At 72.9% G+C, this 18431-nt stretch carries 14 protein-coding genes; 4 read left to right on the top strand and 10 right to left on the bottom strand.

The window, feature by feature from the left end; genetic code table 11:
* Positions 1 to 25: 25 nt before the first annotated feature.
* The 8 genes from manD to QUG93_RS05925 form a co-directional block, all read right to left on the bottom strand.
* Complete coding sequence (gene manD / locus QUG93_RS05890) at positions 26 to 1378, bottom strand: D-mannonate dehydratase ManD (protein WP_289472972.1); 1353 nt, start codon at positions 1376 to 1378, stop codon at positions 26 to 28.
* Positions 1375 to 2658 carry a mannitol dehydrogenase family protein gene (locus QUG93_RS05895; protein ID WP_289472974.1) on the bottom strand — a complete coding sequence of 428 codons (1284 nt, stop codon included), beginning with the start codon at positions 2656 to 2658 and terminating at the stop codon, positions 1375 to 1377. Before QUG93_RS05895 ends, manD begins: the two co-directional genes overlap by 4 nt.
* The gene (locus tag QUG93_RS05900) at positions 2655 to 3527 is read right to left on the bottom strand and encodes a sugar phosphate isomerase/epimerase family protein (protein WP_289472976.1); all 873 of its coding nucleotides are present in this window, start codon (positions 3525 to 3527) and stop codon (positions 2655 to 2657) included. The genes QUG93_RS05895 and QUG93_RS05900 overlap by 4 nt, the downstream gene beginning before the upstream one ends.
* Positions 3524 to 4765, bottom strand: a complete 1242-nt coding sequence (locus QUG93_RS05905) for a Gfo/Idh/MocA family protein (RefSeq protein WP_289472978.1) — start codon at positions 4763 to 4765, stop codon at positions 3524 to 3526. Before QUG93_RS05905 ends, QUG93_RS05900 begins: the two co-directional genes overlap by 4 nt.
* A complete protein-coding gene (locus tag QUG93_RS05910; protein ID WP_289472979.1) occupies positions 4762 to 5598 on the bottom strand; it encodes a sugar phosphate isomerase/epimerase family protein in 837 nt (278 codons plus the stop codon). The genes QUG93_RS05905 and QUG93_RS05910 overlap by 4 nt, the downstream gene beginning before the upstream one ends.
* Positions 5599 to 5675: 77 nt before the next feature.
* Positions 5676 to 6623, bottom strand: a complete 948-nt coding sequence (locus QUG93_RS05915; RefSeq protein WP_289472981.1) for a carbohydrate ABC transporter permease — start codon at positions 6621 to 6623, stop codon at positions 5676 to 5678.
* On the bottom strand, positions 6620 to 7642 hold the full coding sequence (locus tag QUG93_RS05920) for a carbohydrate ABC transporter permease (protein ID WP_289472983.1): 1023 nt from the start codon (positions 7640 to 7642) through the stop codon (positions 6620 to 6622). Before QUG93_RS05920 ends, QUG93_RS05915 begins: the two co-directional genes overlap by 4 nt.
* Positions 7642 to 8991 carry an ABC transporter substrate-binding protein gene (locus tag QUG93_RS05925; protein ID WP_289472986.1) on the bottom strand — a complete coding sequence of 450 codons (1350 nt, stop codon included), beginning with the start codon at positions 8989 to 8991 and terminating at the stop codon, positions 7642 to 7644. The genes QUG93_RS05920 and QUG93_RS05925 overlap by 1 nt, the downstream gene beginning before the upstream one ends.
* A gap of 145 nt (positions 8992 to 9136) precedes the next feature.
* On the opposite strand from QUG93_RS05925, the gene QUG93_RS05930 reads away from it, so the two are divergent.
* The 4 genes from QUG93_RS05930 to QUG93_RS05945 all read left to right on the top strand — a co-directional run bounded on the left by QUG93_RS05930 (position 9137) and on the right by QUG93_RS05945 (position 16199).
* The gene (locus QUG93_RS05930) at positions 9137 to 10195 is read left to right on the top strand and encodes a LacI family DNA-binding transcriptional regulator (RefSeq protein WP_289472988.1); all 1059 of its coding nucleotides are present in this window, start codon (positions 9137 to 9139) and stop codon (positions 10193 to 10195) included.
* A gap of 11 nt (positions 10196 to 10206) precedes the next feature.
* Entirely contained in the window at positions 10207 to 11655 is a 1449-nt protein-coding gene (gene uxaC / locus QUG93_RS05935) for a glucuronate isomerase (protein WP_289472989.1), read from the top strand.
* An 85-nt stretch (positions 11656 to 11740) separates the two neighbouring features.
* Positions 11741 to 15202 carry an SdrD B-like domain-containing protein gene (locus QUG93_RS05940; protein ID WP_289472990.1) on the top strand — a complete coding sequence of 1154 codons (3462 nt, stop codon included), beginning with the start codon at positions 11741 to 11743 and terminating at the stop codon, positions 15200 to 15202.
* A gap of 340 nt (positions 15203 to 15542) precedes the next feature.
* On the top strand, positions 15543 to 16199 hold the full coding sequence (locus tag QUG93_RS05945) for a class I SAM-dependent methyltransferase (protein ID WP_289472991.1): 657 nt from the start codon (positions 15543 to 15545) through the stop codon (positions 16197 to 16199).
* A 94-nt stretch (positions 16200 to 16293) separates the two neighbouring features.
* On the opposite strand, the gene QUG93_RS05950 is transcribed toward QUG93_RS05945, so the two are convergent.
* Together QUG93_RS05950 and QUG93_RS05955 are read right to left on the bottom strand one after the other, a co-directional pair.
* Positions 16294 to 16977 carry a response regulator transcription factor gene (locus QUG93_RS05950; protein ID WP_289472992.1) on the bottom strand — a complete coding sequence of 228 codons (684 nt, stop codon included), beginning with the start codon at positions 16975 to 16977 and terminating at the stop codon, positions 16294 to 16296.
* The gene (locus QUG93_RS05955; RefSeq protein WP_289472993.1) at positions 16974 to 18365 is read right to left on the bottom strand and encodes a sensor histidine kinase; all 1392 of its coding nucleotides are present in this window, start codon (positions 18363 to 18365) and stop codon (positions 16974 to 16976) included. The genes QUG93_RS05950 and QUG93_RS05955 overlap by 4 nt, the downstream gene beginning before the upstream one ends.
* Between the last annotated feature and the right edge of the window lie 66 nt (positions 18366 to 18431).

Consider the following 18431-nt stretch of genomic DNA (forward strand, 5'->3'; position numbering starts at 1 on the left):
GGGCAGGACCGCAGCCCGCGACCCGCTACCAGTCGTGGACGGTGCCGTCGGCCAGGCGGTTGAACGGCAGGTACGCCTGCTCGTACGGGTACTTGCCCGCCTCGTCGACGTCGAGCGTCACGCCGAGGCCCGGCTCGTCGCCCGGGTGCAGGTAGCCGTCCGTGAAGGTGAACGTCTGGTGGAACACCTGGTTCGTCTTCGGGCCGTGCTGCATGTACTCCTGGATGCCGAAGTTGTGGATCGCCATGCCGAGGTGCATCTGCGCCGCGAGCCCGACCGGCGAGATGTCGGTCGGCCCGTGGAACCCGGACTTGACCTGGTACATCGCGGCGTAGTCCATCGTCTTCCGGAGCGGGGTGACCCCGCCCATGTGGGTCACGGCACCGCGGACGTAGTCGATGAGCTGGTCGCGGATGATGTCCTTGAAGTCCCAGATCGTGTTGAACACCTCGCCGATCGCGAGCGGCGTGGTGGTGTGCTGCCGGACGAGCTTGAGCGCCTCCTGGTTCTCGGCGGGGGTGCAGTCCTCGAGCCAGAACAGGTCGTACGGCTCGAGGCTCTTGCCGAGCTTGGCCGCCTGCAGCGGGGTCATCCGGTGGTGTCCGTCGTGCAGGAGCGGGAGCTCGGGCCCGAACTCGTTCCGCACGGCCTCGAAGACCGTCGGCACGTGGCGCAGGTACGCGCGGGTGTCCCAGTCCTCCATCGCCGGGAAGGCGCCGCGCTGCGCCGGCTCGAAGTCGTACCGGACGCCGGCGTTGCCCTCGGTCGTCCGGTTCGACGCGATGCCGTAGATGCTCTCGAGCCCGGGCACCCCGGTCTGCACGCGGATGGACCGGTAGCCCTCCTCCTGGTGCTCGCGGATCGAGTCGAAGAGCTCCGGGAGCTCCTTGCCGGAGGCGTGCCCGTACGCCATCAGCCCGGTGCGCGAGGCACCGCCGAGCAGCTGGTAGAGCGGCATCCCGGCGACCTTGCCCTTGATGTCCCAGAGCGCCATGTCGACGGCGGCGATCGCGGCCATCGTGACCGGTCCGCGGCGCCAGTACGACGAGCGGTACAGGAACTGCCACGCGTCCTCGATGCGCGAGGCGTCACGGCCCGCGAGCAGCGGCACGACGTGCTCGGTCAGGTAGGCGGCGACGGCGAGCTCGCGGCCGTTCAGGGTCGCGTCGCCGAGGCCGGTCACACCGTCGGCGGTCGTGATCCTCAGCGTCACGAAGTTCCGGTTCGGGCTCGTGACGACGACCTCGGCGCGGTCGATGAGCTGACCGCGGTCGGACGACGCCCAGGTGTCCGGACGACCCGAGGTCGGGTCGGTCGCCGCTCCCCCGTCGCCGGCGCCGGGTACGGGCGCGGCCGGGTTCGTGGTGCTCGTGCTCATCGGAGGACTCCTTCGTCGACGGTGCCGCGAGCGGGTGCCGCGGCGGTGCGGATGCGGTCGGCCGCCGCGGTGACGGCGTCGACCACGGGTGTGGTGTCGAGGTCGGGCGCGATCACGGCGAGGACGTCGTGCACGTCCGAGTCTGGCCCGGGTGCGCCGGGGTCGGTCACCAGCTCGGACTGCTCGGTGCAGTGCAGCCACCAGGCGGCGACGGCGGTCGCGGCGCCCGGCCCGATGCCCGACCCCGCATCGCGCGCGAGCCGCCGACGGACCACGTCGACGACCCGGACGGGCAGCTTCTGGGAGCCGCCGGACGCGATCTGCCGCAGCGTGTGCCGGATGCGCGGGTTCGCGAACCGGTCGACGAGGGAGGCGCGGGCGGCCCGGACCTCGTCCGCGGGCAGCGGGAGCTCGGCTGCGGCCTCGTCCCAGAGCTTGTCCACTGCCGCCCGGCATCGCGCGTCGTCCATCGCCGACGCCACGGTCTCGTGCCCGAGCATCAGGCCCAGGTACGCCAGCAGCGAGTGGGCGCCGTTGAGCAGCCAGAGCTTCCGTTGCTCGTACGGCGTGACGTCGGCCACGAGCCGGACCCCGGCGGTCTCCCACGCGGGCCGGTCGATGCCGTCGAAGGTGTCCTCGAGCACCCACTCGGCGAACGGCTCGGTCACGACGGGAACGCGATCGTCCGGCAGCGCGTCCGGCAGGTCGGCGAGCCCGGCGACGTCCTCGTCGGTCGTCGCCGGTGTGATCCGGTCCACCATCGAGCTCGGGAACGTCACGGTCTGCTCGATCCAGGCGCGCAGCGCGTCGTCGTCGACCGCGCCGAGGACCGCCTCGCGCAGCACCGCCCCGTTGTGGGTGAGGTTGTCGAGGCTGACCAGCGCGATCCGACCGGCGCCGGCGGCACGCCGGGCGGCGAGCCCGTCGACCAGCCGGGCCGGGACGTCGGCGCCCGGGCGGTAGCCGGCTTCGGTGACCGTCAGCGTGACGATGCTCGTCGTCGGGGACGCGACCACGCGCCTCCAGGCCGCCGCGTCGCTGCCGGGGTGGGCGGCCACGATCGTCTCGACCACCTCGGCGGTGTCGCCGTCGGCGCCACGTGTGACCAGCGTGTACCGGCAGTCCTGCGCCACGAGCGCCGAGGCTGCCGCAGGCGACCGCCCGGTGAACGCGGTGATGCCCCACGGCTCGCCGTCCACCCGCTGCGTGTACCAGGCGAGGTGGGCGCGCGCAAAGGCCCCGACTCCGAGGTGTGCGATGCCCGGTCGGCGTTCGGTCATGCGGACACCGGGACGAGGGAGCGCAGGTACGCCAGGTTGTCCGCGGTGCGGGCCTCGAGCGGGAGGTCGGTGGAGAAGTCCTCGATCGTGACCCAGCCGTCGTACCCGGCCTGCCGGAGGGCGTCGAGGTACTCCGACACCGAGGCCTGCCCGTCGCGCAGCGGCGCCCACTCGTGCTGCCACACCCGGCTGCCGTCGGCCCGGGTCTCGCCGGTGTCCACCCACCGGGCGTTCTTGACGTGTGCGTGGGCGAGGTACGGCCCGAGCAGCTCGAACGCGGCGAGGTGGTCCTCGTGTCCCTCGATGACGAGGTTGCCGAGGTCGTGGATGACGCCGACGTGCTCCGGGTCGAGCCCGTCGACGAGCCGCAGGGCAGCGGAGGCCGACGGGGTGATCGTCATGTGGTGCAGTTCGACGAGCGCCTTCACGCCGAGGTCGGCCGCGCGCTCCGCCGCCCACTCGAGGTCGGCACGCGTGCGGTCGAACAGCTGCCCGTACGTCTCCCCGGTCCGCTCGCGCTCGCGGCGGTACCAGGGCATCGTGACGCGGACCTGGCGGGCACCGAGTTCGCTCGTCACGCGGAGCATCGTCTCGACGCCCTCGTGGTCGGACACGGGCTGGTAGCCGCCGATGCCGGAGTACTCGAGCCCGGCGGCGTCGGTGGTCCGCGCGATCTCGCCGACACGGTCCGCGATGCCGGAGTACTGCCAGGTGGAGCGGTTCCCGGCCCAGAAGCCGGACGAGCCGTCCTCGGTGCGGTCGTCGACGATGCGCCACTCGATGCCGTCCCAGCCCTGCTCGGCGAGGGTGTCGGCCGCCTGCGACGGGGTCCAGTCGGGCGTGGACGCGGTGAACACGGAGAACTTCACCGGACTGCTCCTTCCCGGGGAGCGACGACCGGCTCGACGTCGCCCCGGTGGGCGCTGCCTTGCCCTCGATCACCGGCTCCGACGACCGGCTCGACGTCGTCGTACTCCCCCTCGATCACGTCGTCGATGCGGACGGGCTGCCCGAGCGTGGCGCTGACGTAGAGCCCGCGGACGGTGGCGAGCGAGATCAGGGCGTCGTCGACGGTGACGCCCGGGTCGCGGCCCTGACGGATCGCGTCGACGATGTCCGTGTACTGGCGCGCGTGCCCCGCGGCGAAGTGGTCCGGCTCGGCGGGGCCGCCGACGACGTGCTCCGGCGGCACGACCTCGTGCTTCTGGTCGACGGCGTCGGCGACCGCGGTGGCGTCGGCCGTGGTCGACGCCGACTCGAACGTGGCGGCATCCGGGGCGACGTGGAAGTAGGCGAGCCGGTCGTCGTCGACGATCGCCGAACCGTGGGTGCCGTACACGGCGTAGCGCGCGGAGAGCCCGGGGTAGGCGGCCGTCGTGCAGTGGATCAGGCCGAGCGCCCCGCCGCGGAACCGGACGGTCGCGACCGCGGTGTCCTCGACCTCGATCCGGTCGTGGGCGAGGAGGCCGACCTGCGCCGAGATCTCCTCGGGCCGACCGAGTGCCCAGACGAGCAGGTCGACGGTGTGCACGCCCTGGTTCATCACCGCGCCGCCGCCGTCGAGCGCCCAGGTGCCGCGCCAGTCGCCGGAGTCGTAGTACCCCTGCGAGCGGTACCAGGCGACGCTCGCGACCCCGGAGGTCACGGTGCCGAAGTCGCCGCCGTGCGCCGCGCCCGCCACGGCGACCGACGCCGGGTCGAACCGGTGCTGACTGATCACACTGGTGAGCACACCGCGCAAGCGAGCGTCCGAGGCCAACCGCGCGATCTCCCGCGCCCGCGGCATCGTGGTGTCGAGGGGCTTCTCGATGACGACGTGCTTGCCCGCGGCGAGCGCCGCTGCGGCCAGCTGGACGTGCATGCCGGAGGGGGAGCAGATCGCGACGACGTCGATGTCGGTCGCGGCGATCGCCTGTTCGATCGTCTCGGCGGTGATCGGGCGTGCGACGCCCGCCGCCTCGAGCTCGTCGGCCGCGCCCGTGGCGGCTGCGGGGACGGCGTCGACGAGGGCGACGACCTGCAGGTCCGGGTGCTGCACGGCGACACGGGCGTGGTGGCGGCCGATGACGCCGGCGCCGACGACTGCCAGCTTGAGTGGTGTGGTCATCGCAGGGTGACTCCGATCTGGTCGGTGAGCGTGCGGAAGGCCCGTCCGGCGCGACCGAAGGCCGCCGGTCCGGAGAACCCGCCGAGGGAGGTGACGTCGCTGAGGTGCGGTTCGAGGGACGCGTAGCCGGAGTACCCGGCATCGCGGAGCGCGGTCAGGGTCTCGAGCAGCTCGCCGTCGCCCTCCCCCGCCGGGACGACGGACGAGTCGGCGGCGAGCGCGTCCTTGACCTGCAGGTAGTCGACGTAGGGCGCGAGCTGCGCCCAGCCGTCGGTGAACGGCCGGACGCCGCACTGCACGTAGTTGGCGTTGTCCCAGGCGAGCCGCAGCGACGAGGACCCGACACTCTCGACGATGTCGAGCACGCGGTCGGGGACGTCGCCGTAGATGTCCTTCTCGTTCTCGTGCAGCAGGGTGACGCCCTCGCGCTCGGCCAGGTCGGCGAGCGCGCGCATCCGGACCATGACGTCGTCGCGCACCTCGTCCGCCCTGCGCCCGTCGAAGTAGAACGAGAAGATCCGGATGTTCGTCGTACCGAGCGCGTGCGCGGCGGCGATCGCGCGGCCCAGCCGCTCGACCTCGTGCTCGACGGGTCGGTCGACGACCACCTTGCCGATCGGCGAGGCGATCGCGGAGACCGTCTGGCCCCGTTCCTCGAGCAGGCGGTGCAGGCCGGCGAGCTGGTCGTCGTCGAGGTCGACGACGTTCGTGCCCCAGGCGCTGCGCACCTCGATCGCGCTCGCGCCGAGCGCCTGCAGCACGGCGACCTGGACGGCCGGGTCGGCATCGATCTCGTCGCCGAAGCCGGAGAGCTCCCACGTTGGCTGGGTCATCGTGTTCCTTCCTTGTCGGACGGGAGGCGCGTGGCGGGCTGGCACCGCGCCTCCCGTCCGTCGTGTGGTTGCGTTCGTCACTTGACGGAGCCGGCGGTGAGCCCGCCGACCAGGTAGCGCTGGAAGATGAGGTAGAGCGCGACGACCGGCACGGCGCAGACGATCGACGCGGCCATCATCTGGCCGTAGATCGGGACGGCGCCGCCCTCCTGGGCGGTGCCGAGGACCTGCAGCACCACGGCCACCGTGCGGGTGTTCGGGGTCGTCATGATCGTGCTGAAGAGCACGTCGTTCCAGCCGAGCAGGAAGGCGAAGATCGCGGACACGACGATGCCGGGCCAGGACAGGGGCAGGACGACGCTCCGCAGGATGCGACCGCTCGAGGCGCCGTCGATGCGGGCGGCCTCCTCGAGTTCCCTGGGCAGGCCACGCAGGTACGTGACCATGACCCACGTCGAGAACGGCAGGGCGAAGGTCAGGTACGTGACGAAGAGCCCCCAGCGGGTACCGATGACCTGCACGCCCGTCGCGCTCGCGATGTTCGCGAAGACGACGAACACCGGCAGGAGCAGGAGCGTGCCCGGGATCGACTGCAGGGCGAGGAGCCCGCGGAGGATCGTCAGGCGGCCGAGGAACCGGAACCGGACGAGCACGTACGCGGTCGACACGGCGAGCGCCGCGCTCGCCACCGCGACGGCACCGGCGGTGAGCAACGAGTTCACGAGGCCCTGGCCCAGCGCCACCGTGTCCCAGATCGCGACGTAGTTCGACAGCGTGAACGCGGACGGGAAGTACTCGCCGCGGGCGACCGCGACGTCGGAGTTCACGGAGCCGAACAGGATGTACAGCACCGGCACGGCGATGAACGCGACGAGCACCGCGATGACGACGACGAGCAACCACCGGGGCAGCAGCCGGGTGACGTCGGTGTCGTACGGACGCCTCGGGCGCTTCGCACCGCCGGCGGTGATGCTCTCGGTGAGCGTCGCGGTCGGACGGGTGCGGGTCTGGCTGAAGGCGCTCATGCGCGGGCTCCGTCGATGTCGGCAGCGGCGGCCGGGGTCGCTGCGGCGAGCGTCAGCCGGTCGGCTCGGCGCTGCTTGCGGGTGGGCCCGGCGTCGTCACCGGTGTCGAGCTTGACCGCCCGCAGGTAGACGAACAGCGGGATCGCGACGATCACGAGCGAGCAGAGCGCCATCGCCGCGGACAGGCCGAAGCGGAACGACTGGAAGCTCGCGATGTACGTCAGGACGGGCATCACCTCGACGCTCGAGGGCAGCGGGTTGCCGAAGAGCACGAACGGCAGGGTGAAGTTGTTGATGTTGTGCAGGATCGAGATGATCACCGCCAGGCTCAGCGGGCCGCGCAGGTACGGGAAGACGATGTAGCGCAGCTTCGCCCACCAGGTCACGCCGTCGAGCGCCGCGGCCTCGTGCACCTCGTTGTCGACCGCCTGCAGCCCGGCCAACGAGAGCAGGTAGACGAACGGCCAGCTCGTCCACACCATGACGCCGGCGAGCGCCCAGTAGGACGCCGAGCCGTTCAGCCAGAGCACGTCGGTGTGCAGGACCGAGTTCACGACGCCCTGCGGCTGGAGCATGGTGCGGAAGAACGTGCCGACCACGAACGCGGGGAGCACGTACGGGATGAGGTAGATCGAGCGGACGAGACCGCGACCCGGGAACCGGTTCTGCGTCGAGACCGCCGCCGCGACCCCGATGGGCACGGTGACGGCGGTGACGAGCACCGACAGGGACACCGAGATCCAGATCGAGTGCAGCAGCGGCGAGTCCGTGAAGGCCTCGGCGAAGTTGGCGAGCCCGACGAACGGGGCGCTGAACCACTGGCGGAGCGTGTACTGGTCGAGGTCGAGCATCGCGATGTACACACCCACGAGCAGCGGCACGACGATGACGGCGAGCATGAGGACGCCACCGGGCAGGAGCATCCAGAGCGGACGCTCGCGCTGGTACAGCGGGGTCGTCCCGTGCGGGCGGACCTCGCGCGCGGTGTCCTGGCGGGGCCGGGTCTGCGTGGTGGTCATCACAGCCCTCCGTCCTTCTGGCGGTCGAGCGTCGCCTGGGCGTCACGCTGCGCCGCGACGAGGCGCTTCCGGAGCTGGTCGTCGCTGACCTCGCCGCGCTTGAGTGACGGGATCGACTGCACGACGACGTCGACGAGCGAGAGCTGCACGTCTGACCAGGCGCCGGTGAAGGCGGTGGGCTTCGACAGTTCGCCGGCACGGACGATGGGAGCGAGGTCGGGGTTCTGCTGGGCGATGCGGTCCGCCGCGGTGGTGTTCGTCGGCAGCTGCCCGAAGAGCTCGAAGTACCGCTCCTGGGCCTCCGGCGAGGACACCTGCCGGACGAACTCGAACGACAGGTCCTGCTTCGAGCCGTAGTCGGCGACGACGAGGTTGTCGCCGGACAGGATGCTCGCCGCCTCGATGCCGTCGGCGGGGCGCTCGGTCGCGCCCGGTGGCACGGTCGGCAGCAGGGCGTACTCGTACTTCCCGTCGACGGCGGACCCCGCGAGCGAGTTGAGCGACGTGGTGGTGGTCATCGGGAAGAAGGCGGCCTTGCCGTCGGCGAACTGCGCGAGGGCCTGGGGGTTGTTCCAGCCGATGGCGGCGGGGTCGACCACGCCGTCCTTCGTCACCCAGTCGAAGTAGGTGCGGTACGCCTGCTCGACCGCGGGGGCGTCGATCTCGGCCGACCCGCCGTCGACGATCGTGTTGCCGGCGTTCTGGGCCATCCCCCACACGAACTTCCACGGGTCGAAGCCGTCGGCGTAGGCGATCGCCATGCCGTACGTGCCGTCACCGGTGGTCCTCCGCGCGTCCTCGGTGAGCTCGTCCCAGGTGGTCGGCAGGTCGGTGATGCCGGCGCGCGCGAGGAGCTCGGTGTTCACGGCCATCACGAAGGGCCGGCTGGCGAACGGGATGCCGATCTGCTTCGACGGGCTCGGACCGGAGATCCCGAGGGACGCCGGGGCGAACTGGTCCTCGCCGCCGACCGCGTCCCACTGCTCCGGCCCCATCTCGACGAAGGCGCCGGTGGCGTAGGCGGTCGGGGTGAACGTCGTCCCGATCGCGTACACGTCCGGACCCTGCCCGGAGATGACGCTCGTCTGGATCGCGGTGAGCTCCTCCTGCGGGGTCGAGTAGGTCTCCCACTGGATGTCGGCACCCGTGGTGCGCTCGAACTCGGCGGCGGTCTCCCGCTGCCACTGCGCGCGTTCCTCCGGGTACGTCGTGTCCGCGCCCATCATCACGCGGAGGGTGTCCGGATCGTCGCCGCTGCCGTCGACGATCGCGCAGCCCTGCAGCGAGAGGGCGGCGACGGCGACGACGGCACCGACCAGGACGCGGGGTCTGCCTCTTCCTGTGCTCATGCGGGGGGTTCCTCCTCGAAGCCTCCACCGGGCGCACGGCCCGGCCGACCGGCGACGCTGCCGGCTTGCGCACCACTGTCCCGCCCCGTGGCAACGTGCGGCAACCGGTTGCCAGTTGTTGCCACCGGGGCCTAGCGTCACGACCGTGAGCAGCGCAGACACCGACGCCACCCGGCGGGTGACGATCCGCGACATCGCCGACGCGACCGGGGTCGCCCCCTCGACGGTGTCGCGCGCACTGTCACTGCCGGACCGCGTCAACCGGGCGACGCAGCAGCGGATCCAGGACGCCGCTCGCGAGCTCGGCTACGTCCCGAACCAACAGGCACGGGCGCTCACCTCGGGACGCACCCGTGCCGTCGCCGTGCTCGTGTCCGACATCACCAACCCGTTCTACTTCGACGTCATCCGCGGCACACAGCACCAGCTGTCCGCCGCCGGGTGGACGCAGCTGCTCGTCGACACCGAGGAGTCCGCCGACGCCGAGACCGCCGCCCTCGGCGCGATCGCCACGAAGGCCGACGGCGTGGTCCTCACGGCGTCCCGCCTGTCCGACGCGCAGATCGCCCGGTTCGCCGAGCGCACGCCGCTCGTCGTCGTCAACCGCCGGCCGCCCGGGGTCCCCTCGGTGCTCATCGACACCCCCGGCGGGGTCGAGCAGGCCGTGCAACACCTGGTGTCGCTCGGGCACCGCGACGTGCTCTACGTCGCCGGTCCGGACAGCTCCTGGTCGAACGAGCGACGCTGGCGAGCGCTCGTCCGGGTCGCGAAGCGCCTGGGCGTGCGTGTCGCCCGGATCGGTCCGCACGCACCGTTCGTCGACTCCGGCGCCGCTGCCGCCGACGCCGCGGTGCACGCTGGTGCGACGGCCTGCATCGCCTTCAACGACCTCATCGCGATCGGCATGCTGGCCCGGCTCCGGGAGCGCGGGGTCCGGGTCCCCGAGGACATGAGCGTCGTCGGGTGCGACGACATCTTCGGCGCGGACTTCTGCAACCCGCCGCTGACCACGATGACCTCGCCCATCGAACGGGCCGGACGGGTCGCGATCCGGATGCTGCTCGGGCGGCTCGGTGCGCTCCCCGGTGACGAGCTGCCGACCGACGGGCCGGGCGACCACCCGGCCGAGGCCGTCGCCCTGCCCACCCACCTGACCGTGCGGGAGTCCACGGGCCCCGCGCCGACCGCCCGCCGTCCGTCCTGAAGGAGTCGACGATGACCCGGACCAGCACCGCCACCCCCCTCGCCCCGCACCCCGACCGGCTGCTCCCCGCCGACCCCGGTGCGCGAGCCGTCGCCCGGACCGTGTACGAAGCGGTCGCTGACGCACCGATCATCTCCCCGCACGGTCACGTCGACGCGTCGCTGATCGCAGACGACCAGCCCTTCCCCGACCCCGCAGCGCTGCTGATCACGCCGGACCACTACGTCCTGCGGCTCCTGCACGCGAACGGCGTCGGACTGGAGGAGCTGGGTCGCCGCGACCTGTCGGGAACGCACCCCGTGCCTCCCGGCCGGGCCGTCTGGCGCCGGCTCGCCGAACACTGGGACGACTTCGCGGGCACCCCCGTCCGCTCCTGGTTCGAGACGGAGCTGCACGACGTCTTCGGACTGACGGAGCACCCGTCGGCTGCGAACGCCGACGACCAGTACGACCACCTCGCGGCCGCGCTCGCCACGCCGGCCATGCGTCCGCGCGCCCTGTTCGACGCCTTCGGCATCGAGGTGCTCGCCACCACCGACGACCCCACCGCCGACCTCGCCGCGCACGCGCGGCTCGCGGCCGACCCGACCTTCACCGGCCGGGTGCTCCCCACCTTCCGCGCGGACGCCGTCTTCGACCCGTCGCGGCCGGACTGGAGGGACGTGGTCGCGTCGATCGGTGAGGCCGCCGGCATCGAGACGGGCACCCACGACGGCCTGCTGGCGGCGCTCCGCGCACGTCGCCGCCACTTCATCGAGCACGGGGCGACCGCCACCGACACGGGGGTCCTCGACGCGGGATCGACGCCGCTGCCGGCGGCCGAGCGTGCACGCATCCACGCCGCGGCGATGCAGGGACCCTCGGGCGTCACCGCGGCCGAGGCCGTCGCGTACCGGCACGACATGCTCTACCGGTGGGCCGAGATGAGCGTCGAGGACGGCCTCGTCATGCAGCTGCACCCAGGGGTGATCCGGAACCACCACACGCCCACGCTCGAACGCTTCGGGCCGGACACCGGGCACGACCTGCCCGCTGTCGGGTCCTTCACCGAGCCGCTCCGGCCGCTCCTCGAGGCGTTCGGGACCGCACCGGGGTTCCACCTCGTGCTGTTCACCGTCGACGAGACCGTGTTCTCGCGGGAGATCGGACCGCTCGCGGGCTTCTACCCCGCGGTGTACGCCGGGGCGCCGTGGTGGTTCATCGACACCCCGGCGGCCATCGGGCGGTACCGCGCGGCCGTGACGGACTCGGCGGGGTTCACGAAGACCTCCGGGTTCATCGACGACACCCGGGCGTACTGCTCCATCCCGGCACGGCACGACATGGCGCGACGGGTGGACGCGGCGTACCTGGCCTCCCTGGTGGTGACGCACCAGCTCACCGAGGAGGACGCGATCCGGACGGCGCAGCGGATCGTCACGGACATCCCCCGCGCGACCTTCAAGCTCCGGAGCACGTGATCGGATGCGACATACGGAATGTGATGCAGCGACCTGCTCGATGACGTAGGCATGGTGGGTCCTGCTTCACAGACCGAGGAGCACCATGCCCCGTCACCACCTCGCCGCCCGTGCCGCCGCAGCGCTCGCCGCGTCGGCCGTCCTGCTCGCCCCGGCGGTGCCGGCCGTCGCCGACACCGGTTCGTCTGGGGACTCTGCCGCTCCACCCCCAGCGCCCGGTGGTCCGTCGGCGACCCCGGCGGTCGGGATCGCGGTCGACGTCGCTTCGGACGGCCGCGGCCCGTTCACGCCCGACGACCGCGCGGGTGGTGACAGCGGCCCGGCGAACGGCGTCGTCCGCACGCTCGACGCGATCACCTACCGCGTCACCGTCAACGCCACCGGTGGGACGGCCCGGGACGAGCGCTTCGTCCTCGACGCCCCGGTCGGCACGAGGTGGGCCGAGGTCCCGCTCGCGTGCCGGGGCGCGGGGTCACGGATCGACGGGCAGCGGCTCACCTGCCACCTCGGCGACGTCGCCGAGGGCCACGCCGTCGCCGTGCCCGTCGTGCTCGACGTCTCCGGCGACCTCCGGAACGGGGACCGGATCGCCGTCACCGGTACCGTGACGGCCGACGGTGCGGACACGACCGCACCGGTGACGTCGGCGACCACGAGGGTGTCGGCGGTGCCCCGCTACAACCTCGCGAAGAACGTCGTCGGTTCGGTCTTGCGCACGGACGTCCCCGGTCCCGACGGCACGCCCGGTGTCCAGCTCCTCTACCCGATGACCGTCGACTGGCAGTCGCCCGTCGCCGGTCAGGGCCTGCTCGGCTTCGAGCGCAGCACCGGGGACATGTCCTTCCGCGACGACCTGTCGCACCTGCTCGGCGGTCGGCCGTCCGGGGCGGTGCTCTGGAACGGTGGCCGCCCGGCGTGCGGACGCAACGGTGAGGACGGCGTGCAGTTCGGCGGGCTGCCCGGCGGCCGCGGTGGTGGGGACCGGTCGGTCGTCGACTCCGGCACGATCACCTGCACCCAGTCGGCCGCTGGCGGCGACGTCGACGTGGCCGTCCGCGGGGCGGTCACCGACGCGGCCCGCATCCCCGGTCGGAGCATCACCGGCGGACCCGTCAGCGGCGGCAGCAAGGCCTACGTCGTCAGCGGGTGGATCAGCCTGTGGATGCCGACGCCCGAGGCACCGACGTCCGTCGAGTCGGTCAACGCGTTCACGCCGCTGCAGACCAGCTCCGAGGGCGGCACGCCGAACTTCCCCGGGGGGACCGAGCCGACGGTCGACAACCAGGCGAAGCGGAACATCGTCGAGCTCGGGCCCGGCACCGCCGGCAAGCGGCTCTGGCGGCTCGGGCCGGACGGCACGAGCGTCACCCCGGGTTCGGCGAAGGACGGCGACCCGTGGGCCACCGGCGGCACCCTGCTGCGGAGCGACGTCACGATGACGAACACCGGCCTCGCGCCCTACGAGGACGCCGCACTCTGCGACACCTTCGACCGGCAGACCCAGCGGCTGACCGCCGTCGGTGGTCGAGCGCCCGCCTGGTCGAGCGGCTTCGCGCACGCCAGGGTGCAGTACGCGGCGTACGGCATGGCCTCGCCGGCCCAGGGCCAGGCGCACACGTGCGACGACACCGACGGACCCTGGTACGACGACCCGGACGACGTCCCCGGCGGCATCGCATCGGTCGGTGCGGTCCGCGTGACCGGTGCGCTGCGCGGTGGCGCGAGCGCCGGCCTGTACTCCACCGTCACGACCGAGCGCGCCCCCGACGGCACCCGGGTGCACGACTTCGGGCACGCCCGGTTCGGTGCGCACCGACCCGGGTGGGTGCACGACCAGCAGGACCCCGTGCTCGGAGCGGGCGGGCTCGCCGACAGCGTCCTGCTCACCGAGGACCTGGCGCGGGTCACCAAGGCCGTCGTCGACCCCGGGCACGACGCCGGGGACACCCCCGACCGGACGAGTTCGGTCGTCCCCGGCAACACGGTCGACTTCGCAGTCCGACCGACGTTGACGAACGGGTTCGCGGACGGCAGGCCGACCGACGTGACCGTCCGTGACGTCCTGCCCGTGCACACCACCTACGTCGCCGACAGTGCCTCGGAGGCGCCGCAGGTCGACACGGTCACCGACGGCGACGGGCTCCGACGCCAGCGGCTGACCTGGACGCTGCACGACGTCGGACCGAACAGCCCGATCCAGCCCATCACCTACACGGTGCAGGTCGACGAGGCCGCACCGGCCGGATCCGTCACGAACACGGTCACCGTCGAGTCGCCAGCGGACCGGTCCGACGAGCGGTGGCGCACGGCGGACCGGGCCCTGCGTGTCATCACGACCGGAGGCGTCGGTGTCGAGAAGGTGACGCCGGCACCGGTCGTGGTGGCCGGGGACCGCCTCGTGTGGGACCTCCGTGCGACCAACACCGACGACACCACCATCCGCGGCGTCGACCTGATCGACGTGCTGCCCCGCACGGGCGACGAGCGGGGCTCGACGTTCCACGGCACGCTCGGGCTGGCCGTCCCGGTGCCGGTCGACCCCGCCGGCCAGGAGACGGTCCGCTACACCGACACCACGCCCGAGGACGTCTCGCTCGACGGCGCGGACCCGAGCAACCGACCGGACGGCTCGACACGGTGGTGCGCGGAGGCCGACCTCGGCACCACCGGCTGCCCGGAGTCGCTCCGCGCGGTGACGGCTGTCCGCGTCGAACGTGCGACGCCGATCCCGAGCGGTGAGACCGTGACGCACCGGATCACGCTCGCCACCTCCGGACAGCACGACGGCGACACGTACGTGAACCGCTTCGGTCTCCGTGCCTCGAACCTCGCACTGCCCGTGCAGTCGAACCCGTCGACCGTCCGGGTCGTCGCCGGGGCGATCGGTGACCGGGTGTGGGACGACCGGGACGCGGACGGCCTGCAGGACGACGACGAGCCGGGTGCGGGTGACGTCCCCGTCACGCTCGACGGGACGGACGACCGCGGGGACGCCGTCGAGCGGCGGACCCGCACGGACGAGCGAGGTGCGTACCGGTTCGACGGTCTGCGGCCGGGCGACTACCGGGTGCGCTTCACGGCGCCGGAGGGCACCGGGTTCACCGAGGAACACGTGGGAGCGGATCCGGCCGTCGACTCCGACGCCGGGCCGGACGGATCGACGCTGAGCGTCACCCTCGCCCGGGTGCTCGGTGCTGACGGCTCGCTCGCGGGGGTACGGCGGGACCCGACGATCGACGCCGGCCTGGTCGCGCAGGACACCGGCACGAGCCCCGATCCCGGTACCGATCCGGGGTCGGGCCCAGGCGACGGTGGCGGTGGTGCTGACGGCGACGGCTCGAACGCGACGGTCGGGGGCGGGAGCGCCGGTGGGAACCACGAGCACCGACCCGGCGCGGCGACGGAGGACCGCACTGCCGGCGTCGGAGGGCAGCTCGCCTGGACCGGTGCGGACATCGCCGTTGCCGTCGCGCTCGCGCTGACGCTCCTCGTGTCCGGGGTGGCGGTGCTCGCCGCTCGACGGAGGGCTCGTCGGTCGGCGGACTGAGCGTCCGCGCGGAACCACTGCGGCGGGATCGGTCACCTCGAGTCGACCGATCCCGCCGCAGTGCTTCGTCCCCTGGCCCGGTCACTGTCCCCGCCCTGGTTCCGGTCCCTGTCCCGTCGCGGTCTCGGTCCCCGTCCCCGTCCCCGTCTCGGTCCCTGTCCCCGTCCCCGTCCCCTTCCCGGTCTCGGTCCCGGTCCCCGTCCCGGTCTCGGTCCCTGTCCCCGTCCCGGTCCCGGTCCCCGTCCCCGTCCCGGTCCCGGTCCCGGTCCCGGGAGCCCGTGACAACCTCCACGGCGGCGTGGGCCGGAGGCAGGGGCCGGAGGCCGGCTACCGTCGCAGTGTGGACGAGCGACACACCCCTTCCGTCGACACCGCGGCGGGTGCCGATCCCCGGGCGGGCGGTGAGGCCCGCGTCGTGGGCGCCTACGACGCGCGAGCGGACGAGTACGCCGCCGTGCTCGGCTCCATGGACGCCGTGCATCCGGAGGACCGTCGGCTCGTCGAGGACTGGGCAGCGCTCCACTCCGGAACGCTGCTCGATGCCGGATGCGGGCCGGGCCACTGGTCCGCGCACCTCGCGCGGCGAGGGCACGCCGTGATCGCGCTCGACCCCGTCGAGCGCTTCGTGTCGATCGCCCGTGCCGCGGCACCGGAGGTCGACGTCCGCCGCGGCGCGATGGAGTCGACCGGGCTGCCGCACGGGAGCATCAGCGGGGTCCTGTCCTGGTACTCGCTCGTACATCACGACCCCGATCGGGTCACCGTCGCACTCGCGGAGTTCCGGCGGGTCCTCGCGCCCGGGGGCGGGCTGCTCGTCGGCTGCTTCGAGGGCCCGGTGCTGGAGCCCTTCGACCACGCCGTGACGACCGCCTACCGGTGGCCGACGGATCGACTGGCCGCCGTGCTCGAGCGAGCGGGGTTCACGGTGGACGCCGAGCACCGTCGGACCGACCGGGGTGCCCGACCGCACGCCGCGCTGGTGGCCCGACGGCGCTGACGGTCCGACGGCGGGCACGGTCCGACGGCGCTCACGGTCCGACGGCGCTGACGGCGCCCACGTCTCGACGACGCTGATGGTCCGACGGCGCCGTTCAGGCCTGCCAACCCGGCGCGACGAGGCCGGTCTCGTACGCGAAGACCACGAGCTGCGCGCGATCGCGGGCACCGAGCTTGATCATGGCGCGGGAGACGTGCGTCTTCGTGGTCATCGGGCTCACGAAGAGCCGCTCGGCGATCTCGGTGTTCGTCAGGCCCAGCGCGACCAGCTGCATCACCTGGCGCTCCCGCTCGGTCAGCACGTCGAGCGCGGGCGCGAGCGACGACGGCTTCGCGTGCGTGGCGTACGCGGAGACGAGGGACCGGGTGGCCCCCGGCGACAACAGGGACTCGCCCGCGTGCACGGTGCGGATCGCCCGGAGGAGTTCGGCGGGCTCGGTGTCCTTCACGAGGAAGCCGGCCGCTCCACCGCGGATGGCGTCGAACACGTAGGCGTCCTCCTCGAAGGTGGTGAGGATCACGACGTGCACGGAGTCGAGGTCGGGGTCCGCCGAGATGCGCTGGGTCGCTTCGAGACCGTCGGTGCCGGGCATGCGGATGTCCATGAGCACGACGTCGGGCCGCTCGCGTCGGACGACGTCGACCGCGGTGTCCCCGTCCCCTGCCTCACCCACCACGGTCATCCCGGGCTCCGCATCGACGAGCGCTCGGAGCCCGGCGCGGATGAGCACCTGGTCGTCGACGAGCACGACACTGATCGGACCACCGTCGGGCGTCACCGCCGTGCCTCGTCTGCAGTGCCGGGTGCCGGGGCGGCCACGACGTCGGGTGCCGGAGCGCGCACGACGTCGGGTGCCGGGGCAGTGGCGGTCGTCGGGCTGACGACGGGGAGCCGAGCGGAGACCCGCCACCCCCTGGCCGGCGTCGGGCCTGCCTCGAGCGTCCCGCCCACCGCCATCGCTCGCTCCCGCATCCCGATGATCCCGTTGCCGGACGGACCGAGCAGCGACCTGGCCGTCGGGGCACCCGCGTCCGGATCGACGCCGGGACCGTCCTCGACGACGAGGTCCACGACGTCCGGACCGACCCGGACCTCGACGACGGCACGGTGCCGTGGTGCGTGCTTCATGACGTTCGTGACCGCTTCCTGCACGATGCGGAAGGCGGTGCGGTCGGTGGCCCGGTCGAGCGTCATCGGGTCGCCGTCGACGTGCGCGCCGAGGTCGATCCCCGCGGCTCGCGCACGATCGACGAGGTCGGACAACCGGTCGAGACCGGGCGCAGGGGCCCGTTCGAGCTGCTCGTCGCCGCCGGTCGTCCGCGCGTCCTGGTCGTCCACGCCCCGCAGGACGCCGAGGATCGTGCGGAGCTCGACCAGTGCGTCACGACTGGTGTCCCGGATGTCCGCGAGCGACTGTCGTGTCGGATCCGGCAGGTCGGACCCGAGGTGGAGCGCGACCCCGGCCTGCAGGTTGATGAGCGCCATGCTGTGGGCGACCGAGTCGTGGAGCTCCCGGGCGATGCGGACGCGCTCGTCGCGTGCTCGCTCGGCCTCGGTCTCCGCCCGTCGACGACGACGTTCCGCCGCCCGCTCGAGCCGGACCCGGACGAGCTCCGCGACGGACAGCGTCACGGCGACCCAGGCGACGGCGAGGAAGACCGCGTCGAGGTTCCGGCCGGACGTCCGCCCGAGCACGTCGTCGGCGGTCGGCAGGACCGCGGCCGCCGCCGAGAGGACCACGACCACCGCGGTCCGTCTGCCACGGAGCCACGCGTTGACCGCTGCCATCGTCAGCGCCGCCACGAACGGGCCGCGCGGACTGACGACCAGGGCGTAGCCGATCGTCGTCGCGAGCGTCGTGACGAGCACCGCGGTGGGCCAGCGCCAGCGCCACGGCAACACGAGCACACCGGCGACGAGGAGCACGACCGCGAGCACGCCCGGCGCCGCCCCGTCGGCCAGCGAGGCCCCGGACCCGTGCGGCAGCCACGGTGGGCCACCGTGCGCAGCGCCGACCGGCCCGTCGGGCAGGCGGGCCGCGAGCAGCGTCCCGCCGACCTGGACCACCGCGACCGGGAGCACCCGTCCGATCCGCGCGAAGCGCCGTCCGCCACGGGGGCGGTCGTCGTCGGTCGCCACGGGGGCGGCGGGCAGGGTGCGGAACATGGTCCGAGCCTAGGGTCGTCGTCGGCCGCCGGCATCGGGTGCCGGCGGCACCTGTGGACTACTCCC

This window comes from Curtobacterium caseinilyticum (assembly GCF_030363035.1).
In the GTDB taxonomy this organism is placed as follows: Bacteria; Actinomycetota; Actinomycetes; order Actinomycetales; family Microbacteriaceae; genus Curtobacterium; species Curtobacterium caseinilyticum.